General features: G+C 44.9%; 23 protein-coding genes. 5 read left to right on the forward strand and 18 right to left on the reverse strand.

Annotated features, from left to right (window positions below):
* Positions 1 to 20: 20 nt before the first annotated feature.
* Complete coding sequence (locus B9T16_RS03720) at positions 21 to 1544, reverse strand: site-2 protease family protein (RefSeq protein WP_410244126.1); 1524 nt, start codon at positions 1542 to 1544, stop codon at positions 21 to 23.
* 75 nt (positions 1545 to 1619) lie between these two features.
* Between B9T16_RS03720 and B9T16_RS03725 the strand changes: the two genes are divergently transcribed.
* Together B9T16_RS03725 and B9T16_RS03730 are read left to right on the forward strand one after the other, a co-directional pair.
* Positions 1620 to 2267 carry an MBL fold metallo-hydrolase gene (locus B9T16_RS03725; protein ID WP_317268763.1) on the forward strand — a complete coding sequence of 216 codons (648 nt, stop codon included), beginning with the start codon at positions 1620 to 1622 and terminating at the stop codon, positions 2265 to 2267.
* Positions 2268 to 2342: 75 nt separating this feature from the next.
* Positions 2343 to 2807 (forward strand): hypothetical protein, encoded by a 465-nt coding sequence (locus B9T16_RS03730; protein WP_006617322.1) that lies wholly within the window; start codon positions 2343 to 2345, stop codon positions 2805 to 2807.
* Here B9T16_RS03730 and B9T16_RS03735 read toward each other — a convergent pair.
* From B9T16_RS03735 to B9T16_RS03770, 8 genes are all read right to left on the reverse strand, one after another.
* The gene (locus B9T16_RS03735) at positions 2804 to 4999 is read right to left on the reverse strand and encodes a PAS domain S-box protein (protein WP_410244127.1); all 2196 of its coding nucleotides are present in this window, start codon (positions 4997 to 4999) and stop codon (positions 2804 to 2806) included. The genes B9T16_RS03730 and B9T16_RS03735 overlap by 4 nt on opposite strands.
* Before the next feature lie 439 nt (positions 5000 to 5438).
* Positions 5439 to 5609, reverse strand: coding sequence for a hypothetical protein (locus tag B9T16_RS03740; RefSeq protein ID WP_410244139.1), 171 nt, complete (start codon positions 5607 to 5609; stop codon positions 5439 to 5441).
* Positions 5545 to 5718 (reverse strand): hypothetical protein, encoded by a 174-nt coding sequence (locus B9T16_RS03745; protein WP_410244128.1) that lies wholly within the window; start codon positions 5716 to 5718, stop codon positions 5545 to 5547. Before B9T16_RS03745 ends, B9T16_RS03740 begins: the two co-directional genes overlap by 65 nt.
* Before the next feature lie 159 nt (positions 5719 to 5877).
* Positions 5878 to 6048 (reverse strand): hypothetical protein, encoded by a 171-nt coding sequence (locus B9T16_RS03750; protein ID WP_410244129.1) that lies wholly within the window; start codon positions 6046 to 6048, stop codon positions 5878 to 5880.
* A 5-nt stretch (positions 6049 to 6053) separates the two neighbouring features.
* Positions 6054 to 6212 carry a hypothetical protein gene (locus tag B9T16_RS03755; protein WP_014274976.1) on the reverse strand — a complete coding sequence of 53 codons (159 nt, stop codon included), beginning with the start codon at positions 6210 to 6212 and terminating at the stop codon, positions 6054 to 6056.
* 210 nt (positions 6213 to 6422) lie between these two features.
* Positions 6423 to 6557 carry a hypothetical protein gene (locus tag B9T16_RS03760; protein ID WP_286131442.1) on the reverse strand — a complete coding sequence of 45 codons (135 nt, stop codon included), beginning with the start codon at positions 6555 to 6557 and terminating at the stop codon, positions 6423 to 6425.
* A gap of 5 nt (positions 6558 to 6562) precedes the next feature.
* Entirely contained in the window at positions 6563 to 6721 is a 159-nt protein-coding gene (locus tag B9T16_RS03765) for a hypothetical protein (RefSeq protein WP_014274976.1), read from the reverse strand.
* Positions 6722 to 6753: 32 nt separating this feature from the next.
* A complete protein-coding gene (locus tag B9T16_RS03770) occupies positions 6754 to 7272 on the reverse strand; it encodes a response regulator (protein ID WP_410244130.1) in 519 nt (172 codons plus the stop codon).
* A 256-nt stretch (positions 7273 to 7528) separates the two neighbouring features.
* Here B9T16_RS03770 and B9T16_RS03775 point away from each other — a divergent pair, with 256 nt between their 5' ends.
* Entirely contained in the window at positions 7529 to 9565 is a 2037-nt protein-coding gene (locus B9T16_RS03775; RefSeq protein ID WP_410244131.1) for an FAD-dependent oxidoreductase, read from the forward strand.
* Positions 9566 to 9694: 129 nt separating this feature from the next.
* Complete coding sequence (locus tag B9T16_RS03780) at positions 9695 to 10198, forward strand: hypothetical protein (RefSeq protein WP_006617761.1); 504 nt, start codon at positions 9695 to 9697, stop codon at positions 10196 to 10198.
* A 255-nt stretch (positions 10199 to 10453) separates the two neighbouring features.
* On the opposite strand, the gene B9T16_RS03785 is transcribed toward B9T16_RS03780, so the two are convergent.
* The 4 genes from B9T16_RS03785 to B9T16_RS03800 all read right to left on the reverse strand — a co-directional run bounded on the left by B9T16_RS03785 (position 10454) and on the right by B9T16_RS03800 (position 15371).
* Positions 10454 to 10921: a hypothetical protein gene (locus B9T16_RS03785; protein ID WP_410244132.1), complete on the reverse strand. Its 468-nt coding sequence runs from the start codon at positions 10919 to 10921 to the stop codon at positions 10454 to 10456.
* A gap of 97 nt (positions 10922 to 11018) precedes the next feature.
* Positions 11019 to 12695, reverse strand: coding sequence for a DUF3352 domain-containing protein (locus B9T16_RS03790; protein ID WP_410244133.1), 1677 nt, complete (start codon positions 12693 to 12695; stop codon positions 11019 to 11021).
* 81 nt (positions 12696 to 12776) lie between these two features.
* Positions 12777 to 12998, reverse strand: coding sequence for a hypothetical protein (locus B9T16_RS03795; protein WP_006617758.1), 222 nt, complete (start codon positions 12996 to 12998; stop codon positions 12777 to 12779).
* Between the two features lie 105 nt (positions 12999 to 13103).
* Positions 13104 to 15371: a heavy metal translocating P-type ATPase gene (locus B9T16_RS03800; RefSeq protein ID WP_410244134.1), complete on the reverse strand. Its 2268-nt coding sequence runs from the start codon at positions 15369 to 15371 to the stop codon at positions 13104 to 13106.
* A gap of 21 nt (positions 15372 to 15392) precedes the next feature.
* Between B9T16_RS03800 and B9T16_RS03805 the strand changes: the two genes are divergently transcribed.
* A complete protein-coding gene (locus B9T16_RS03805) occupies positions 15393 to 15533 on the forward strand; it encodes a hypothetical protein (protein ID WP_353912561.1) in 141 nt (46 codons plus the stop codon).
* 157 nt (positions 15534 to 15690) lie between these two features.
* On the opposite strand, the gene dnaX is transcribed toward B9T16_RS03805, so the two are convergent.
* From dnaX to B9T16_RS03830, 5 genes are read right to left on the reverse strand one after another with little or no spacing between them, the layout of a single operon-like run.
* Positions 15691 to 17994 carry a DNA polymerase III subunit gamma/tau gene (gene dnaX, locus B9T16_RS03810; protein WP_410244135.1) on the reverse strand — a complete coding sequence of 768 codons (2304 nt, stop codon included), beginning with the start codon at positions 17992 to 17994 and terminating at the stop codon, positions 15691 to 15693.
* A gap of 34 nt (positions 17995 to 18028) precedes the next feature.
* Positions 18029 to 18661, reverse strand: a complete 633-nt coding sequence (locus B9T16_RS03815; protein ID WP_410244136.1) for a HEAT repeat domain-containing protein — start codon at positions 18659 to 18661, stop codon at positions 18029 to 18031.
* On the reverse strand, positions 18658 to 19533 hold the full coding sequence (locus B9T16_RS03820; RefSeq protein WP_006618349.1) for a HEAT repeat domain-containing protein: 876 nt from the start codon (positions 19531 to 19533) through the stop codon (positions 18658 to 18660). Before B9T16_RS03820 ends, B9T16_RS03815 begins: the two co-directional genes overlap by 4 nt.
* A 25-nt stretch (positions 19534 to 19558) precedes the next feature.
* Positions 19559 to 19822, reverse strand: coding sequence for a phycobilisome linker polypeptide (locus tag B9T16_RS03825; RefSeq protein WP_006618348.1), 264 nt, complete (start codon positions 19820 to 19822; stop codon positions 19559 to 19561).
* Positions 19823 to 19867: 45 nt separating this feature from the next.
* Positions 19868 to 20734, reverse strand: coding sequence for a phycobilisome rod-core linker polypeptide (locus B9T16_RS03830; protein WP_410244137.1), 867 nt, complete (start codon positions 20732 to 20734; stop codon positions 19868 to 19870).
* Between the last annotated feature and the right edge of the window lie 95 nt (positions 20735 to 20829).

The following is a 20829-nucleotide window of genomic DNA, read 5'->3' on the forward strand; positions in this document are numbered from 1 at the left end:
GGAATTGTGGTGAATGGTGGTTAATTCACAAGTTGAGTCAATAGGCGAGGCATAGGTAAAATAATGGTTAGTAAAAGTGCCAAAGTAATCAATCCGATTATATCTCGGATCTCATCAACTTCACTAACATCATTAAGGGCTGGTTCATGATTAAGGGGCAAAATGAATAGCAGGATGGCTAAAATCATAAATTCCGACTGAATTAAAGCCACGAATAACATCAAAAAGCGGGTAATTTGAGCAATAATCATACTCAGGCGCTGACCAAACATAGCATGGACCATGTGGCCTCCATCTAATTGACCAATAGGAAGTAAATTAAAAGCGGAAACCACCAAGCCTATATATCCAGCGATCGCCACCGGGTGTAAATTGATAGCCATACCCCTGCTTAAAGCATCTCCTAAAGCGAGTTTTGCCAAGATAGTTAAAAACATCGAAAACCTAGGATTAAGGGCATTAAAGGTCAAAATTCCCGACTTATCAGGCACAATATCGACGACTTCCGAATGAGCAAATCCCCAGAATAATAAAGGAATAGTCACCAGTAAACCAGCCCAGGGACCAGCGACACTGACATCAAATAAAGCGCGGCGGTGGGGATATGGCGATCGCGTTTGAATAAAAGCGCCAAAAGTTCCCAGAAAAAAGGGAACTGGAATAAAATAGGGGGGGGTGACCTGAATCTGATGGTATCTAGCGGTCAAATAGTGGCATAACTCATGAACCCCCAAAATCGCCATTAAAGCGACAGCATAGGGAAACCCGATCAACAATAGGGAAGGATCATCCTGCCAATCCTGATTTGATATTCCCATAATTGTGCTTCCCGCCACAGTAGTGGTAAACAGAGTAATCACCATGAGCGCCAAGGCTAACAGAGGCTGACTCAGCAGGTCTTGATCAGATTTGGGAGTCCCGTCGGGGTGACGTTGGGGATTTGGGACTAGGGCGAATAGGGGTTTATCAGATAAATCTCGTTGAAATATTACCAAAAAGCGATCGCCAAAATTTGCCTCAATTTTCTCTCGTACCGTTTGATAAGCTATATCAGGTTGCGATCGCAATTGACCCCGACAAATCACCGCCTGGGGTCGATATTCAACATCATGCAACGGAAACACAGACCAAGGGAAACAAGCCCTTAATTTAGTCTCCTCACTCTGGCTGATAGGTGACACAGGTTCTGGAGTTTTGGTAGTTTCTGACACAGACGAATCTGTTTCACTTCCGGCATCTTCTGGGGTAGGATATTGCCGACCAATATGCACCAAAATCCAATATAGACAAGGACAGACAATAAATGGAATAATCACCAGTAAAGCCGGAATCGGGGCCTGTTTGCCATAAATTATCACCCAGCCACTCCAGATAAAAGCAGGTGCCATCATCACCAACCACAATATCCAAACCGGAGTCCTGGTAATGCGGGTGACACTTTGGCGCAAAACTAAATAAGTAACAAGTCCTAGAATTAGTAGTAATAAAACCATAATGATATTTTGATCGCAGGGAACACCGTAACCGGGAATCAGGGAAACCATAAAAGAGGATCTGGTATAGTTTACCGATAACTCGTTGAGATTCAAAAATAGCCCATAGCAACACCAAACAGCGTAATGGTCCAACAGCAGTCTACAACCAAACCACCGAAACCTATTTTTGAAACAATTTATGGATTTTCACCAAACCGAGATACTCTAGGTGGGACAGCTTACCTTATTGTAGAAAATTCAGGTAATATCTTGATCGATGCTCCCTCTTGGACAGAAACTGAGCAAAGGTTTATCCAGGAACAGGGGGGCCTACAATGGTTAGTGATCACCCATCGCGGCGCTATGGGTAAGGCTAGGGAAATTCAGAAAGCCACTGGCTGTCGAATTTTGTGCCAAGAACAGGAAACCTATCTGTTACCAGAAGCTGAGGTCATATCTTTTGAAAGGGAATTTTCCCTAACTCCTGAAATGACGGTGATTTGGACTCCTGGACATTCTCCCGGTTCCTCCTGTGTTTATACTTCCCAGTATGGGGGGATATTGTTTTCAGGTCGCCATCTGTTACCTGATGCTAAGGGTAAGCCTGTCCCCCTGCGAACTGCTAAAACTTTTCACTGGTCGAGACAACTTCGCAGTGTGGGGGTTCTATTGGATAGATTTACGCCGGAAACGTTACAATGGATTTGTCCTGGGGCTAGTATTGGCTTATTACGGGGTAAGTTGGCGATCGCTCAAGGTTATCACCAAATCGCTGATAGCATTAGGGAATAGCTAACCTGAATTGTCCTTTGCCGCTTTTGTGGCAAAATATTCTATAGCTGTTGCTAAATTTATCCCCAAATAATTATGACTTCTGCAACTACACTTTCCGATGCTCCTGATTTGACAGGTGATGATTACATTGTCATTGGTTTAGCCCACTGCTTTATTAAAGAAGATGGGGAAGTCCAACCTGTTACTATCGCCGAACCCATCCCCTCAGCCGCCTTAGAAGCTATTATCAAGGGTATTCCTACCTCCTATAAAATCGCCTCTGCTGTGACCCTGGGAACCTTACTCACCGATGAGTCTGTTACACTTCCTCAAGCCTTCAGCCCAGACACTCAACTTTGCGACGACTTTAGAGAACGTACCATCGCCGCCGCGCGTACCTACAAACGCCGTGAGGTGGCTAAGTCTCATATTCCAGTCGGAACTACCTTCGAGAAATTGAACTTTTCCACCGAACGCAAACGCCTACTTAATTCTGAACGAATTGTTAGCACGGAAGATAACGTTAAGCAACACGCCTACACCCACCAAGTTCTCTAGTTGCACTTTAGCGGTATATATATTCTGAACTCCAAGCCGCCTTGGGGTGGGGAAACACAAGCGAGTTCACCACCATGCTTTTCAACCACTAGGTGATGGGCTATAGACAATCCTAGGGCGGTTCTTTGACCACAAGTAGGCGTGGCTAGTAATGGTTCAAACACCTGTTGAACGTCCTCTGGGCTTAAACTGGGACTATTATCAGCTATGGAAATCATCACCCCTTTTTTGTCTTTTGACTCCATCATAGTAGTGGTTACTGACAGGGTAGGATGAGCTATGCGATCGCTTCCTACCATCGCCATTTCTAGCCGATCTATATGGTAGGTGATCAGATTCATAAATACCTGATTTAATTGTCCGGGATAACACTCGATTAACGGTAAATCTCCATAGGTTTTTACCAGTTTTATACTCCCTCGCCCTCCCTTAGCCTGTAGGCGATTTTGCAAAATCAGCAAGGTACTATCTAAGCCCTCATGAATATTCGCCGCCTTCATTTGGGCTTCATCTAGGCGGGTAAATACACGCAGCGATCGCACCACGTCCCTAATGCGTTCCGCTCCCACCTGCATAGATTCAAACATCTTCGGTAAATCTATTTTAATAAAATCATAACCTATCTCCTCCATTTCTTCCTCAATTTCTGGCGGGGTTTCTGGATAATACTGTTTATATAAATCTACCAATCTCAGTAGATCCTCAATATACTTATATCCATGACCCAGATTCCCAAAAATGAAATTAACCGGATTATTAATTTCATGAGCAATTCCCGCCACTAATTGTCCCAGAGAAGACATTTTTTCAGTTTGCACCAATTGGGTTTGGGTGCGTTGTAACTGTACTAAAGCCGCTTCTAACTCGCTACGGCGGCGAGTTTCCTGTTCCTCACTTAGGCGCAGCGCCATTTCCATATTACGGCGTTCGGTAATATCTAACCCAACAAATACCGCCGCCGCCCCTCGATGATATTTTTGAGCTACAATTAAATAGGTGCGTGGTTCACCCTTAACATTAGCAGTAATTTCCCGCGAACTTGTCCAGTTATTGCTATCAAAAAAAGCATAGACAAATTGATTGAATTCTGGGCTGGTTTGCAGAAAACCTACCTCTTTACCGATGAATTGATGGGTGGGTACACCATAAGCATTAGCTAGGTGTTGATTAACCCCTAAATATCTTAGGTCTGAACTTACCCAAGACACTAACCCTGGTACAGCATTCAAAACAGCTTCGAGTTGGTCGCGCGACTCGGTAATGACTGAGGAAGCCGCTTGACGTTCGGAGATATCTCTAGCAAACCAACAGAGTAGTGGTAAGGTGGGAGAATGACGATCGCCTGTTTCTATGGCAGTATTAACTTTAATATGAATATCTGAGGGTTTAACCTCCAAATAGTTAACATTCACTTCCACAGGACAAATTACGCCATGGCGACAACTATGGCGTGATTCAAAAGTTAGCGAACCTTTATGGCGGATATCCTCGCACTGGACAGACCAGATAGTTGGGGATAGGTCAGGGTCAATATCGTAGATTTTCAGTTTGAGTAATTCCGCCCGGGAATAGCCTAATAGCCTACAGGCGGTGTCATTAACATAGCATAACCTACCATCAAGGGTAATCCACAATACCGCATCCGCCGCCCTATCCATGGCTAATTGGGTCAGTTGTAGGGTATCTTTTAACTGTTTCGATTCTGTAATGGCTTCTAACGACAGGATTAAACCAGCGATCGCCCCGGTTTCCGTTTTCCAAGGCTTGACAACCCATTTCACCCATTCTATACTGCCATCACTCAGGCTCAGACAAGTTTCTAATTCCCAAATGTCTAAGGTTCCTGCTAAGGATGCCTCCGCGTTTTCATGCCAGCGATCTGATAAGTTGGGAAATAGCTGATCATGGCATACACCCAGTAAATTCTCGGAAATTTGACTATCACTATAGTGGTCTTGCCATGGCTGGGATATAGCCACATAACGCATTTGGCGATCGACCATAGCGATCGCTGTCGGCATTGATGCCATCAGTTGATTCAATAGTATATCTCCTGATATCCCTGGAACTGCTGCACTATACATAGAATTATAGCTACAATTATAGCCATTGCTAACTGATGCCGCCTCCTGGGATGAAAAAGATTGTGTGGACTGGTTATTCACAATTCGCGATACTCCGGTTAATTGCATCTAGTTGGCACAGTTAGAAATTACAGAGGAACATTGGAGCGTTTCGGATCATTTATGTTCTATTTCTGTTCCATTTCTACGTTCCATGTCAATTATTATGGGGGGTCTCACCCTCCATTGTATTCTTTGTTACTGATTTTGTCTATATCCCTTTTCAGCCTATGTTCCACGCCCCTATAGCCAGCGGACTGGGTAGGGTGCGTCAGAAGCGGACTCTCTGAATCCTCACCGGACAATTTGCGCCTGACGCACCACAGCTTAATCATATAATCCGTAGGGTGCGTCAGAAGCGGACTCTCTGAATCCTCACCGGACAATTTGCGCCTGACGCACCACCTATTAATATAATCCGTAGGGTGCGTCAGAAGCGGACCATATGAATCCTCACCGGACAATTTGCGCCTGACGCACCACCTATTAATATAATCCGTAGGGTGCGTCAGAAGCGGACCATATGAATCCTCACCGGACAATTTGCGCCTGACGCACCACAGCACAGCGATCGCCATGGTGCGTCAGAAATCCATTTCCTCTTGACATCTATTTTAGGCTGACGCACCACAGCACAGCGATCGCCATGGTGCGTCAGAAATCCATTTCCTCTTGACATCTATTTTAGGCTGACGCACCACAGCACAGCGATCGCCATGGTGCGTCAGAAATCCATTTCTTCCCTTGATGATAATTATCCGTATCTGACGCACCCTACAGGTTGACATCTATTTTAGGCTGACGCACCACAGCACAGCGATCGCCATGGTGCGTCAGAAATCCATTTCTTCCCTTGATTATAATTATCCTTATCTGACGCACCCTACAGGGTTACATCTATTTTAGGCTGACGCACCACAGCTTGATCATATAATCCGTAGGGTGCGTCAGAAGCCGACTATATGAATCCTCACCGGACAATTTGCGCCTGACGCACCACAGCACAGCGATCGCCATGGTGCGTCAGAAATCCATTTCCTCTTGACATCTATTTTAGGCTGACGCACCACAGCACAGTGATCGCCATGGTGCGTCAGAAATCCATTTCCTCTTGACATCTATTTTAGGCTGACGCACCACAGCACAGCGATCGCCATGGTGCGTCAGAAATCCATTTCCTCTTGACATCTATTTTAGGCTGACGCACCACAGCACAGCGATCGCCATGGTGCGTCAGAAATCCATTTCTTCCCTTGATGATAATTATCCGTATCTGACGCACCCTACAGGGTTACATCTATTTTAGGCTGACGCACCACAGCTTGATCATATAATCCGTAGGGTGCGTCAGAAGCCGACTATATGAATCCTCACCGGACAATTTGCGCCTGACGCACCACAGCACAGCGATCGCCATGGTGCGTCAGAAATCCATTTCTTCCCTTGATGATAATTATCCGTATCTGACGCACCTTACAGGTTGACATCTATTTTAGGCTGACGCACCACAGCACAGCGATCGCCATGGTGCGTCAGAAATCCATTTCCTCTTGACATCTATTTTAGGCTGACGCACCACAGCACAGCGATCGCCATGGTGCGTCAGAAATCCATTTCCTCTTGACATCTATTTTAGGCTGACGCACCACAGCACAGCGATCGCCATGGTGCGTCAGAAATCCATTTCCTCTTGACATCTATTTTAGGCTGACGCACCACAGCACAGCGATCGCCATGGTGCGTCAGAAATCCATTTCTTCCCTTGATTATAATTATCCTTATCTGACGCACCCTACAGGGTTACATCTATTTTAGGTTATTAATTAACCCATATTTAATCTGTCTAAATGATGGTAATTAAACATAATTTTCTGAATTTTAGCGAAGACCGAACCTAATTCTATTTGGTCAATAGGTAGTAAATCCAGCACATCTAAAACCCGTTGCAATCCCAAAATAATTTCTGCCCGCAAGTGTAGAGCGGGAAATCCTGGTAATAAATCCTGCGCCCCTTGTCTGATAGCCCAAAGACGTTCTGCTTGTGATACTTTTGCGGCGGTTTCATGGGTTAAAATAACTTGAACTTCGGGATAGTTAAAATTACACCAACGACAAAATTCATAGGGGCTTTGTTCTTGCTTTATAAAATACATGACATCAACAATACATAAATCAGGGAGCTGGTTTATCAGAGATTTCTTCTGCAAAAATAACTGTAAATGGGAGGATTTATAGTAGTTGTAAACTGATAGACCTTGGGAAGACAAGATTAAATTCCAAATCATTTGCTGTGGCTTCGATATTTGAGCAACTAGGACAGTTTTAGGAGGGTTATTTATCATACAAAAACTCACTTTTTGTTAATCAAGCACAATCCCATCAGTCGAAATAAATCAACCTTCAGTAATAGCTTTTGATGGTTTTTGTAGAGACACCCTTAACCTAAATAACAAGAATCACCAAATCTTGAAATCCGACTGACTAAAATTTAGACTCCGTGTTATGATCTATAAAATAGCCGTTTTTAAACTCCACCCCAAGTGCTAATTATAGCATGGGGACTGGTAATCTTAATCTCAATCAACTAATTAGTTGCCAATGCCTGAATTTCATCAATTATTCCTAAATTTGCCATCTATTTCTCGCCGACAAGCTATCAAGATTTTAGGAGTCAGTATAGCTGGTGGAATCCTAGGCTATTCACGATTCAAAAAACCACAACCCACTATCACAGAAAAAGACTCAATTGCTCTTCCCTATAGCTTAAACAACCCCAAAAAAGTTGTTGTAGTCGGTGCCGGATTAGCAGGTTTAGCCTGTGCCTACGAACTCAGCCAACGGGGGTTTGCCGTGACCTTATTGGAACGATCGCCCCAACTCGGTGGCAAAATTGCCAGTTGGCCGATTCAGGTAGGAAACCAGACGTTTATGATGGAACATGGGTTCCACGGTTTTTTCCCCCAGTATTATAACCTGAACAGCATCATTAAGGAACTCCACATCAGAGATAATTTTTTATCTCTTAAATTCTACTCGGTAGTTCTGAGAAATAACACTTATGATCCGGAAGTGTTTCGCCCCAATCATTCAGCCTTTCCCTGGAATATAGTAGATTTAGCGATCGCATCACCCAACCGACTCCGGTGGGGAATTAACCTCACCAAACCCCAACACTGGGAAGTTTTCCGAGAAATTGGTGGTTTTGCTATTCCCGACAGCTTTGAAAGACTAGATCAGATCTCCGTCAGCGACTGGGTAAAGGGAGAATTTCCCCAGGGTCTTTATGACTTGTACTTTCTCCCCTTCGCTAAGTCTAGCCTAAATGCGCCCGATTCTCTTAGTGCGGGAGAACTGATGCAGTTTTTCCATTTCTACTTTTTTGGGAACCCAGAAGGACTAGCCTTTAACGGGACCCGCGAAGATATGGGTAGCAGTCTTGTCCAACCCATAGCCGATGCAATTATTGCTAAAGGGGGTAAAATTATCACCGGAGTCGCAGTCTCTGAGGTGAAATGGCAGGACGGACAAATTGACTCCCTTACCTATACCACCGGAGACCGTCACGGGTTAGCACCTTTTTGGGTAGATCGCCATGTCAGTTTAGGAAATACTGGGGAATATTTTGGCGCGGCGGATGAAGTTTATGCTGTTAACCCCGACAAAACGGAAGCCATTTCCCTCACCTGTACTCACCAAGGTTGTACAGTTAATCAGGAGTCTGATGGACGTTTTTACTGTCCCTGTCATGGCGCTATTTATGATCAACAGGGTCGGGTGATTTCTGGTCCCCCTAAACAGGATTTACCCCGCTTTAAGGTTCTCCAATATGACACTACTCGCCTACAGTTAATTGCTGAAACTAACAAACCCCCCAAGGGTAGGGGGGATAATAGGGAGCTAAAACAGGAGGTAAGCTCGCTCTACTCTAAAATGGCGGATTCTGAACTTTCCGTTACATCTGTTACACAATCTACGATTAGTTTAGCAGCGGACTATTACATATTTGCTACTGATGTTCCGGGGGTTAAATCTTTATTTTCGCTGTCTGCAGGGGATGTTAACCCACAGGTTCAACAACAGATCGAAAAATTAGCGATCGCTGACCCTTTTGCGGTGTGTCGATTCTGGTTTGACCGAGATTTTCCCTGGGAACATAGCGATTTTACCTCGGTATCGGGTTATCAATTAACCGATAGCATTACCCTATATCATCGCCTTCAAGACACTTATAAACAGTGGCATCAACAGACCGGAGGAAGTGTGGTAGAACTCCACGCCTACTGTTATAAAGAAGCGGATTTCCCCACTCAATCAGCCTTGCTGACTACCTTTGAACAAGAACTATATGAAATAGTCCCGGAACTGCAAAATGCCACGCTATTACATCGAGAATTAGTCAATCAAAAGAACTTTTCCGGCTATCCACCGGGTAGTTATAGCGATCGCCCTTGCACAAATTCCGGTGTTCCTAATCTCCAATTTGCGGGAGATTGGGTAAAAATGCCTTTTCCCTGTGGTTTAATGGAAAGGGCGGTTAGTAGTGGCTTATTGGCAGCCAATCATATTATACACGAAGAAGGATTGCAAAGGCGGCCATTATTATCAGTCCATCCCAAGGGGATTTTCACCATTTAACATCACACATAAAAACCTTGACAATTGGAGTAATTTGTGATAATAAAAAACCCAGAAATTGAGGTTATTTGTTAAGTGCATCGATGGAAAACCTCATGAAACCTAGTATTGGTATCACCACCCATAATTATGACAAATAAACCAGAACCCAACCCCAACTCAGAAACTGACTATCAATTAGACAGAGATATTCTTTCGGGTCGTCAATTCACCTTGGCTGATGTTATCGGTAGGGAAGGAGGCAGTTTTTTAAAGGGGGAATCACCCATCCCGATTTTAACCCAGGCTATCAATGAAATCAATGGATTTATCAGCAAAAATCTTTCGGACTCCCCTGGTGCATTAAAAATGGTTTTGCAGACTTGGGTAAAAAATGATTCAGGAGTTACAAAAAAGGTAAATCAACCCCTAATAGCGTTGCGCGATATCCTAGAATCCATTACCTCTAATTTAGAATTACTGTATGAATTTGTGCGACAAGTTGATTTTAAATGGGGACAAATGTATGATGAATTACCTCACTTTCAGCAACCAGGACAAGAACCCCATCCTGATGATGAATATACCCATGAATCGGTCAAAAAACAATTAACTGATTTATTAGAAAAGGTGAATAATCACCTATCAATATAAACCGGGGTTAATTCGGGCAAGAATATGGTCTATATGTCGAGAGATACAGCAGCTTTTAATATAGGGATAGGGGGCTGTTTAAGTAACCTTTAATAGAAAGGCTTGATGACAGGTAGGAAGTCACCAAAAACGGGTTTCTGGCGTTTAGGGCTAAGTCTTAATTTCCCTAGCCCAAATGTTCATAGAAACCCGATATTAAGGTGGCGATTTAACTTTCGTCGATCGCCTATGACTTCCTATGGTGTCCGCCTGAATTTAGTAGATAAAAATACCTCCAGTTGATTGAATATTAACAGTGCGTAACCCAGCTTGGTCGCCACTAGGTCTGACTGTGAGGGTGATGTTGTTATTAACAACTTCGATGTTATATTGCAGACTCAAAGAAGCAACTAAGGGGTTAATCACGATATAAGAGTCTAGGGGAAGGTTGTTATAACTAATACTTTGTCCATTAGCTAAATTTGCGGTTCCCGTGGTGGTCAAACCATACTCTAGGGTGACACTAGATTGATTGACGAGGGTTAGGTTAACCGACCTTTGTGGATTAATTCGGGCGACAGGTTGCCAAGGTCCGGGGCTATAGGTAGAAGCCGCTGGGGGATTTTGGGCTAGAATAACTCCTGTAATTGTTTCGGAAGCATTAAGGGTTTTTGGCTGTACTACCAATGATAAACACAAGGTAGTTGCTACACCTAGTCCGGCTACATTAAGACGACGGTTCATTTTATGATTCTCCTGAATACAGGCTAACATCAAGTGCGAGGAGTTATCTGTATTATTGCCCAATCTGGATGTTTTGGATAGCCAATTAACTAGGAGTTTATTGGAGGTGGGCGAAAACAGTGGCTTTTTGTACGCCATTTTCCCGACCTCTGGCGCTGATAGTCAGCGATCGCAAATGATTAAAGAAAGGTTGGGCGGATAATTCCACCAATCTTAGTAAAGGCATTTGTTGGCGTAAAATTGGCCGACTGACATCCCAATCAATATAAAAATAGCCATCATTTTTCCCAGAGAGTAATTTGATGCTATTGCTAAATTCTGGATTAGTCAGAATGTTTCCAGTTTCCACCCTATGGATAGCTGCATCCATCGCCTCAACAGAAGTGGTAAAAATTTCGTAATCCCCAACCGTCGCGTGAACCCCCATGGCTTCCGCTTCAATCACCTGTTTTTTGGGGCTGGTCTTATTTTTAGACTTAATGGGAACAGTTTTAAGTTGTGTCCAAGCCCATAGGGTATAGTCCCCTAATACAAAACTCCCGACACTGTAACCCCTCTCAGTTGCGATCGCATCTAAAGCCTCGATAGCAGTTGCGGCTAAAGGGGTGCGTTTGGCGACAAATACCCAATCATTGCGATCGCCTATGGGGTGGGGGACTAGGGCGAGGGCGTATTCTTCTGTTACCCAATTAAAAATATCTTCGGGTAAATCAACACCCCAACTTTCTTGTATGGAAACCCGCGCGCGTGTTAAAACTCCCCCCAAGGTCTCATTACTCCCGATAGTCCCGGAGGTTTGCGCCCACAAATCGTTTAAATCTCGTCCGGTCACTACTAGGGGACTATTGGCGCTGATATAGTTTAAAGCCTTGGGGGGTTCTGACAATAACGGCGGCTCAAATTCTTCGCTGGTGGTAGCAATTATGGCTGTATCTGCTAATAATCCTTGGGGGTTTAGGGTCAGTCCTAGGGCTAAATTGGGTTGAATGGGTAGGGCGTTGATTTCATCGGGGGTTAATTCCCAATTCCCTAAATTTAGAAATACTAATCCAATTTGGCTGGAGTCTAAAGCGGCGATCGCTTTTTGATAAGTCTGGGAGTTGGCTAGGTTTAGGGTTGATACCTGGAAATTATTAATGGCTTCCCGCAATACTTTGGGATAGTTAGCAAATAAAATAAAGCGATCGCTTAATACTGCTGTCGCTAATGTGGGCGCTAATTCTACCGACTCCCTTTGGCGGTAGGTAATACTTACGCCTCGATAGGTTTCCGAGGTTACCATTACTCCCGACACCGCTTGTCGTTGCCAAAATAATTCCAGAAATTCCTGACTCTGTTGGGGATTTTGGCTGGTGAGGGCGAGAAGATATCCCGGTTGTTTATCATTGCTACTGTCGCGATCAATATCTGCGGCTATCAGAGACAGGGTTATTTCCCCCCCTAACCACGGTTTAATATCCCGTTTGTAGTTGAGTCCTGTATTCCCTAGTAATATCTTTTTAAACCGGTTAAATTCCTGATGCGATCGCTGTCTTTGTTTCGGTTCAGCTAATACCTGGCGGAAGGCTTCCAGGCGGTCTGGGTTCACCAACAACGATGCCGTAAACGGCGCATTTTTGGGCACAAATACTGTCGCTGTAGGAATGGTTTTGGCATTCGCCTTCAATAACGATAGGGGAGTTTCACCTAATAGCGTCAGGAAGAAACTCACCCCCACCAGTAGCAGGGTCGCAGTGGCGATACCTAACAGAATGAAAAAGGACTTCAGCTTCATATTAATCTGAGTTTACGGGGGACGGTTGATTGATCAACATAGTCTCACCAATATCTTCTCACAGATGGGAGTTTGGTGAACCTAATCACCAGATTTTTTCCTGGGAGGTTCGCTGAACATAAACCACCACAATTCTAACCCAATTAAGCCTATCCCTGCTAGGGTGATACCTAGTTTTAAGCCTAGGGGTTGTTCGATTTTACTAAATTTACCATATTCGCCACCACCATGATGATGATGGTGCGGTGATGCGATCGCTTCCACCGGAATAGATGCGATCGCACCTAATAACATTAACATCATGAAACAATTATTGATTCTTCTAACTTTCATCATCTTGTGCGCCTCTGGGTTTGTTTACTAGCTAAGTGAACCATGATTAATTAGCAGGTAATTGGGGATTTGTTTCTATAACTGAGTTCGCTGCAATCTTAACGCATTTGTCACCACAGAAACCGAACTCATAGCCATCGCCGCCCCTGCTATAATAGGATTAAGTAACCAATTGGTTAGCGGGAATAAAACCCCAGCAGCGAGGGGGATACTGGCTGTATTGTAGAAAAAGGCAAAAAACAGATTTTGGCGGATATTCTTCATCGTAGCACGGCTGAGTTTAATCGCCGTCACAATCCCCTGTAAATCTCCCGAAATTAACGTAATATCTCCGGCGGCGATCGCCACATCAGTTCCCGTCCCGATCGCCATTCCTACATCAGCTTGTGCTAAGGCTGGCGCGTCATTAATTCCATCTCCTACCATCGCTACAATCGCCAGTTTGTTAGACTTTGTAACCCTCTCCTGTTGCAGAGATTTAATAATCTCTGATTTCCGGTCAGGACGGACTTGGGCAAATACCCTATTTATCGCTACCTGTTGAGCGATCGCTTCCGCCGTTTTCTGATTATCTCCCGTTACCATTACCACCTGTAATCCCATCGATTTTAAAGCCTTTACCGCTGCCACTGAAGCCGGTTTAAGACTATCTGCAATCCCCAATAATCCCTCAATTTTCCCATCAATAGCAATCCAAGCCGTCGTCTGTGCTTGCGTTTCCCAACTGCCTTGTTTATCTTTAAAAATACTCGTATCAATTCCCAACTCTTCCATCCATACAGAAGTACCAATTTGGATTAAGCGATCGGAAACCTTCCCCTGTACTCCCATTCCCGCCATCGCCTCAAATTCCACTACTGTAGGCAAAGGAAATTCCACCTGCTGAGATTTAGCATATTCCACAATCGCCTCAGCTAAAGGATGTTCTGATTTGGCTTCCACCGCCGCCACCAGCCGCAGCAGTTTTAACTCATGATTATTAGTCGTTCCTCCCACCGTGATATAATTAATTACTCTCGGCTTACCCTCCGTCAAAGTTCCCGTTTTATCTAAAACTATAGTCTGGATTTTGTGGGCTAATTCTAGGCTGTCTCCCCCCTTAATTAAAATACCATGTTCTGCCCCCAAACCCGTCCCAACCATTACCGAGGTCGGAGTCGCTAATCCCAACGCACAAGGACAAGCGATAATTAATACACCTACCATAGTCACTATAGCTAGGGTAATATTTTCCGTCCAATTAAACCAGATCACAAAAGTAGCGATCGCTATAGCTATCACTGCCGGGACAAACCAGCTAGTTACCTGATCTGCTAATGTTTGAATCGGTGCTTTTGCACCTTGCGCCTGTCGTACTAACAGCACAATTTGCGCCAAAACAGTTTCTTCTCCCACCCGTGCCGCCGTAAACTTAAAGCTACCAGTTTTATTAATTGTCGCCCCAATCACTTCATCACCAATCTGCTTTTCTACTGGCACACTTTCCCCCGTAACCATCGATTCATCTACCGTCGATCGCCCTTCGATTATCTCTCCATCAACCGGGATTTTTTCCCCGGGACGAACTATCACAATATCTCCCACCTGCACCAATTCAATCGCGATATCTTCCTCCTTACCATTACGAATCACGCGGGCAGTTTTTGCTTGTAATCCTATTAATTTTTTGATGGCTTCTGACATTTTCCCTTTGGCGCGATGTTCTAACCATCTCCCCACTAAAACCAACGCAATAATCATCGCCGCCGACTCATAATAAACATCGGGACTCAATCCCTGACCCAACAAAACATTAGGAAATAACGTCACAAACACCGAGTACACATAAGCCACACCTGTACCAATCGAAGTTAGAGTATTCATGTCGGCGTTACGCTGCTTAAATCCTTTAATTGCACCTGTGAAACAACCTTGACCACACCAAAACATCACCGGAGTAGTTAACACAAATTGCAGCCAGGGATGATGCAGCCAACCCGGTATAAAATGGATGTCTAAACCTGTCATCATTGGTAAGCCACCAATCATCAAGAATAAACTCACAAATCCCGAAAATGCCACCTTCTTAATTAGTGCTTTTTCCTCGGCATCACTCTCCGACTCTCCCGGCTTTTCTAACTTTCCTAAACCCCCTAAAGGTTTCGTTGTATATCCAGCGTCATAAATCGCTTCTTGAATTGCCTCTAAACTGACCGCTTCTGGGTTATAATCTATAGCAGCTTGTTCAGCACCAAAGTTGACTTGACATTGATTAACTCCATCAAGTCTATTCACTACTATTTCAATGCGGGATGCACAGGATGCACAACTCATCCCCCCCACTTGTAAATGAGTGGTTTTCATGACTAAATCACCATTAGACCTTTGATAATTTCATACATTGAGTTTAAAGTCTCCTGTGAACTGGAGAGTCAACAAAAAAAACCGATTTCTCCCAGACCCCTTGACAAACTCAGAGCGATCGCTTATCATGGTCTCGTGGGGGTAACATGGCTATACGCTTGATTTTTTATTCAACACTACCCCCTCAAAAAACCCGATTTCTCCCAGACCCCTTGACAAACTCAGAGCGATCGCTTATCATGGTCTCGTGGGGGTAACATGGCTATACGCTTGATTTTTTATTCAACACTGCCAAGAAACCCGATTTCTCCAGTAAGACTTAAAAAGGTACGTCATCTTCACTGTCATCATCTTCTGGAGAATCAAACTCTATAGTATCCTCGAATTCCACAGAAGAAGAAGAAACAGTTGTCACCTGTGTATTTTCCGTAGACAAAGGGATAATTTCCCCATCAAAAAACTCCGCCAGTTTTTCAGCCGCCATAGCCACATCATCAACCGGAGTATTATTTAAATCATGATCTACGTTAACCGAAACCTCCGCCGTCTTAGGAGTTGTTAATTCGGGCGGTTTATCAGTTTCTGTTTCCCTAGTAGGTGGTGGCGGGGGTTCCGGTGGAGGTGGTGGAGGCTGTACCCTCTCAGTCATCGGTTTTGTTTCAGGCTCAACCCCAGGAGAAATCGGCCCCATTCCCACTTCTAAATTTACCTGAATTTTAGTCTTAAAAACCTTCTGACAAGCAACTTCTAAACTAGCAATTTTCGTCTGGGCTATTTTTAATAATGGAGGCGATTTAATCCCAATACAGACTACATTACCATGGTGCGATCGCAAACAACCATGTTGACGCATCAAAGCCTGAGTTCCAAATTGTTCGATCGCACTAAGTATCTGTTCCCAAAGTTCCCCCAGACCATAGTTTACAGGTTCCTCTTGATGAGCAGTAGTAGGCTGTTCTAATGGCGGCGGGGGTGGTGGCGGCGGCGGGGGTGCAGCAGACACAGGAACAGCTTCTGAGGGAGCTTGAGTAGGCGCAGGAGGCTTATAAACAGGCTGTGACCTCATTTTTGAGGTAGGCTGAGGCTGTACATTTACCACCTCTGTAGATACAGTTTGAGGACGCAAAGCCTCCGGTAATAACCCTAATAAAGTCACCTCCAACCATAAACGCGGCTGAGTGGTATTTTTAATCTGTACCTCGCTATCGCGCAGATGTTTTTGACCAGCCAGGATAATTTCATGTTCCCAGCGTTGGGAAAACGCACATAAACTTTCCCAAGTCGGTTGAGTAAGTTTCACTAAATCCTGGCGATTTGGTGCGCTTTTAGCGATTAATAAATCTCGGTAAAATTCCCCCAGATTTTGCAGCACAATTAAAGGTTCTCGACCCCGGTTAAGTAACTCCCTGGTTTGGTCTAAAATCCCCGTCGCGTTACCCTCTGCGATCGCCTCTAATAAAGTCATCAAATCCCGTTCAGGAACCGCCCCCACCAAGTCCCAAACCCGTTCTACAGTAATTTCACCTGACAGTAAACTTAATTGGTCTAACAGGCTTTCCGCATCCCTTAATCCTCCCTGAGCAATTTGAGCCACCATCATCACCGCTTCCGGTGTAATAGCAATGTTTTCCTTAGCGGCGATAGTTTCTAAATGAGTCGCCATGGCTTGTAAAGGAATGCGCCGAAAATCAAAGCGCTGACATCGAGAAATAATCGTCGGGAGAACCCGTTGAGGGTCCGTAGTCGCCAGCACAAACACCACCCGATCTGGTGGTTCTTCCAAGGTTTTTAGTAAAGCATTAAAAGCCGCCGTACTCAACATATGGCAATTGTGAACTAGCAGACCATTCGCCACAAAATTATGATTATGTTCTACCTCAATATCATAGACATGATTAACCCCTAACTTTTCAATAGATTCTACCTCTTGTAATCCCGTATTGACAGCCACATCAATTTCCGGTGATAATATCTTCATATTGGGGGTAATATCTGCCGCCTTTACCCAGCCTTTATCTGTCCTAATCAGATGATTACCAGTGCATTTAATCTCAGTCCGAATAGTTTTAATTTTCCAAGTCTCACGAACCCCCTGGTCAAGCCAGCGTAAAACCTGCTGCCATTCCCATTGTTGAGTAGACTCATTATAACTAAGAACTCGACATTCTTCGAGAGTCCGATCATCAATTCTCAGCCATCCGCGATCGCTTAAAATCAGAGCATCACCCGTCAGACATTCATCAATTACATAGACCTTATAGCGACATTGAACCGGGGAAAACTGCGTCCGTTCAATTAAATCCCGGATATTATCAACCCCCGTATTACTAGCAGCATCAATCTCCACAAAATCTAACGTCGCTCCCGTAGTGATACCCCGACAGACCTCGCAAATACCACAGGGAGTTTCTGTCGGGTTAGAACTTTGTAGACAGTTAAGAGATTTCGCTAAAATCCGCGCACTAGAAGTTTTACCAGTACCCCTCGGACCGGTAAATAAATAAGCCGGAGCAATACGCCGCGACCGGATCGCATTAGTCAGAGTTTGAGCGATCGCCTCTTGACCCACCAGAGCAGCAAAAGTTTGGGGACGATATTTGTGGTGAAGCGGTTCGTAGGTCACAGTAAAATCCCAACATCCCAAAAGCAACTAATTATTAACTAATCCCTAAGTTTACCCTCGCCAGACTAGCCCTAGCAGAAACCGCCGGAGTTTCATCATTATTAACCATCCCCTCCAACCTTTCAGCAACCTGTGTAAACCAATTGGGCTTATCCACCTCAGAAGCCGCCAAACCTTCCAAACCCACAACCGTCGCATAACGAACGATCCATTCCGTATCATCAGAAGTATGCAGCAGAGTTTTTAGGGTTCTTTCCTTAGCCTCAGACACCACTTCTGATGACATATCCTCCCAGTGAATTGCTCCCAAACCCCGCGCCGCCGCACGACGCACACTCAGAGCAAAATCACTACCCGCCGCCTCCAGCAAAACATCCAAACCCCTAGGATCACCAATACCAGACAAAGCCCGCACCGCCCAAGCCCTAGCACCATAGTTATAACCATCTAACCTCTCTAGTAGCCCCACCACAGCAGGTTTACCAATGGCTATTAATCCCTCAACCGCCGCCACCGCCGCGCCAGGGTTGTTGTAACCCAAAACACGAATTAACATTGGTACTGCATCCACAGAACCCGTCGCCGCCAATTGTGACACCGCCCCTATCAGTTTTCCCGCAGAGTCCGCCTGTTCAACCGCTAAAATTAGTTCCTCAACCCTTGTCATAATAGAGAATCCATCAGCTTCATGATTTTAACTGCCTCTTCAGATAGGCATTTGTCGCCAATTTGACTGAGATGATGTTCCAGAATTCCCTGTAAAGCAATTAGTTTCAGGCTATTTTCAGCTAGGGTATTGGCGATAGGTTCCGCCGCCTCAAGATATCCGATCGCCCCTAAATCCATTAAAGCACTGCGTCGCAATTGTAAATCTTCCCCCCCCAAAGCCACAATTAAGCGATCGCCATAAACCCGATCACCCGTAAGCTGATACATAGCCCTCAAAGCCGCATATTGTATTCTAGCGATCGGATGGTTTATAAAAGGTTCAATATCAGCTAACGCCTCAGTTGCACCCAGGGTTCCTATGGCTTCAATTACCGCATCATAAGGCTGTTTTAAATGAGGTTTACCCGCTATCGGTTCAGTATCTTCTACCCCACCCACCAATAATCCACGCAAAGCCGAAGCACAACTAGAGTCTCCCAGACCTTCCAAAGCCTGAGCCGCCGCCTCTCGTACATAAAAATCTTGGCAATCTAAGCATTTGACTAGGGGAGTCACCGCGCGCCGATCGCCCAATTTACCCAAAGCCCGAGCCGCATTTCTCCGTAAAGGGTAGCCCCCGTCGGCCGTGCGATCGGACTCATCATCCAAAGCCCTAATTAACGCATCAACTGCGATCGGTTCATCAACACGAAAACGCCCCAACCACCAAGCCGCATAATAGCGACGATTTGGTTCTTGATGGTTTAGGGCGGCGATCGCCTGTTCTACTGTCCAAGCATCACCCCCTTCAGCTTCTCCCCCAGTTAAAGGCGCATTATCTGCGCCCACTAGGGGGGATGCACCTGGGGTTTTTGATTCAGAATCCTGCATGAAAATCAGAATTGAATGGTCTAAATTATTCGCCCTCAGCCTCAGACACCGTATTATCGGTCGTCATCGGCTCAATGCTAACAATTTTACCACCCATGCGGTTAATCCGCTGCATTTCCTGATTCATCCGATTGTAAGGAACAATTACAAATTGACTCCCACTCGAGCGAATCTGATATTCACTCTTGTCGGTTTCGTCATTCTGACGCATTCCCACCACTTCGTATTTAAAGAAGCGAGCGCCCGAAGGACTACTCCCCATTTTTCCAGCACTGATGTAACCCAACATTGTTCCTATTAATCTCCCAAAACAATCAAGTTTTCTCTTGCCATTCTAAATAGGCGTAATGCTGGCAATTGTGCCACCTTGGCGCTGAATTTCCCTCAGTTGTGCCGAAAGCTGCTCATAAGGAACAATGAAAGCCTTACTGCAACGACGTACTCTGGGATAACGGCGCTCACGAATTCCAGAAACCTCCAGACGGTAAGTCCGTCCCGCTTGCAGAACTCCACCTTGGCTGAACCCAGTGCTAGGAGTTACACTCTGTCCAGATGGACGATAGGACCAACCATCCGAATCCCCAGAAGGAGCCACTACCACAGAAGCGCGGTTAGCACCTAGTTCCTGCGCCAGACGAGACATAGTGCCTTCACCTTGGGCGCTATCACTGTTAGCATAACCCCGATACAGACGGAACATCCGGGTGAAACCAACCGTTTTTTGTCCCCGCTGAGTCTCGAAACCACGGTAGTAGGGAACAATATTCTCGCCGAAGCTCTCCAGATATTCTGGAGAATCAATATAAGAATCGATATCGGCATCGTACCCTTCGTTTTGGTATAAGTCTAAGTGGAAAACCACCTCCGACTCATCATAGGGAGCCCGACCCAACAGGTGTTTGTAATTTAGTTCAATTACACGGGTCTGGAAATTCGGGTAAAAGAATTTCTTTTTATAAAGTTCTGACTTCGCCACGCACCGCACAAATTCGCGTACTGTGATGCTACCATCGCACAACAGCGACTCCGCACTGATGAGGCGCTCAGAAGCCATCAGATAATCATTACCCAGCAATTGACGGTATACCGCACGAATTACCTCTTGGGCATTTTCACGACTCCAATTGGGACGCAACTCTACCGGAGAACTCTCCTGGAAAGCTGTTGTCCCTAACCGAGACGATTGGGTTGTAATGGCCACTTAAATCCTCCTATAATCACAACGGAATTACTTGCGGCTTTAGTCCTAGACAATCTAACTTGATTATGCTATTGTTATTAACTGGTTAACAGTTA

The organism is Arthrospira sp. PCC 8006, assembly GCF_046480465.1.
Taxonomy (GTDB): domain Bacteria; phylum Cyanobacteriota; class Cyanobacteriia; order Cyanobacteriales; family Microcoleaceae; genus Limnospira; species Limnospira platensis.

Coding starts and splice junctions, on each gene's coding strand:
- B9T16_RS03815 (WP_410244136.1), bottom strand. CDS start 18,661: ATGACAAGGGTTGAGGAACTAATTTTAGCGGTTGAACAGGCGGACTCT.
- B9T16_RS03735 (WP_410244127.1), bottom strand. CDS start 4,999: ATGCAATTAACCGGAGTATCGCGAATTGTGAATAACCAGTCCACACAA.
- B9T16_RS03825 (WP_006618348.1), bottom strand. CDS start 19,822: ATGTTGGGTTACATCAGTGCTGGAAAAATGGGGAGTAGTCCTTCGGGC.
- B9T16_RS03745 (WP_410244128.1), bottom strand. CDS start 5,718: ATGTCAACCTGTAGGGTGCGTCAGATACGGATAATTATCATCAAGGGA.
- B9T16_RS03780 (WP_006617761.1), top strand. CDS start 9,695: ATGACAAATAAACCAGAACCCAACCCCAACTCAGAAACTGACTATCAA.
- B9T16_RS03730 (WP_006617322.1), top strand. CDS start 2,343: ATGACTTCTGCAACTACACTTTCCGATGCTCCTGATTTGACAGGTGAT.
- B9T16_RS03760 (WP_286131442.1), bottom strand. CDS start 6,557: ATGTCAAGAGGAAATGGATTTCTGACGCACCATGGCGATCGCTGTGCT.
- B9T16_RS03775 (WP_410244131.1), top strand. CDS start 7,529: ATGCCTGAATTTCATCAATTATTCCTAAATTTGCCATCTATTTCTCGC.
- B9T16_RS03800 (WP_410244134.1), bottom strand. CDS start 15,371: ATGAAAACCACTCATTTACAAGTGGGGGGGATGAGTTGTGCATCCTGT.
- B9T16_RS03720 (WP_410244126.1), bottom strand. CDS start 1,544: ATGGTTTCCCTGATTCCCGGTTACGGTGTTCCCTGCGATCAAAATATC.
- B9T16_RS03725 (WP_317268763.1), top strand. CDS start 1,620: ATGGTCCAACAGCAGTCTACAACCAAACCACCGAAACCTATTTTTGAA.
- B9T16_RS03740 (WP_410244139.1), bottom strand. CDS start 5,609: ATGTCAAGAGGAAATGGATTTCTGACGCACCATGGCGATCGCTGTGCT.
- B9T16_RS03795 (WP_006617758.1), bottom strand. CDS start 12,998: ATGATGTTAATGTTATTAGGTGCGATCGCATCTATTCCGGTGGAAGCG.
- B9T16_RS03750 (WP_410244129.1), bottom strand. CDS start 6,048: ATGTCAAGAGGAAATGGATTTCTGACGCACCATGGCGATCACTGTGCT.
- B9T16_RS03770 (WP_410244130.1), bottom strand. CDS start 7,272: ATGATAAATAACCCTCCTAAAACTGTCCTAGTTGCTCAAATATCGAAG.
- B9T16_RS03785 (WP_410244132.1), bottom strand. CDS start 10,921: ATGAACCGTCGTCTTAATGTAGCCGGACTAGGTGTAGCAACTACCTTG.
- B9T16_RS03790 (WP_410244133.1), bottom strand. CDS start 12,695: ATGAAGCTGAAGTCCTTTTTCATTCTGTTAGGTATCGCCACTGCGACC.
- B9T16_RS03820 (WP_006618349.1), bottom strand. CDS start 19,533: ATGCAGGATTCTGAATCAAAAACCCCAGGTGCATCCCCCCTAGTGGGC.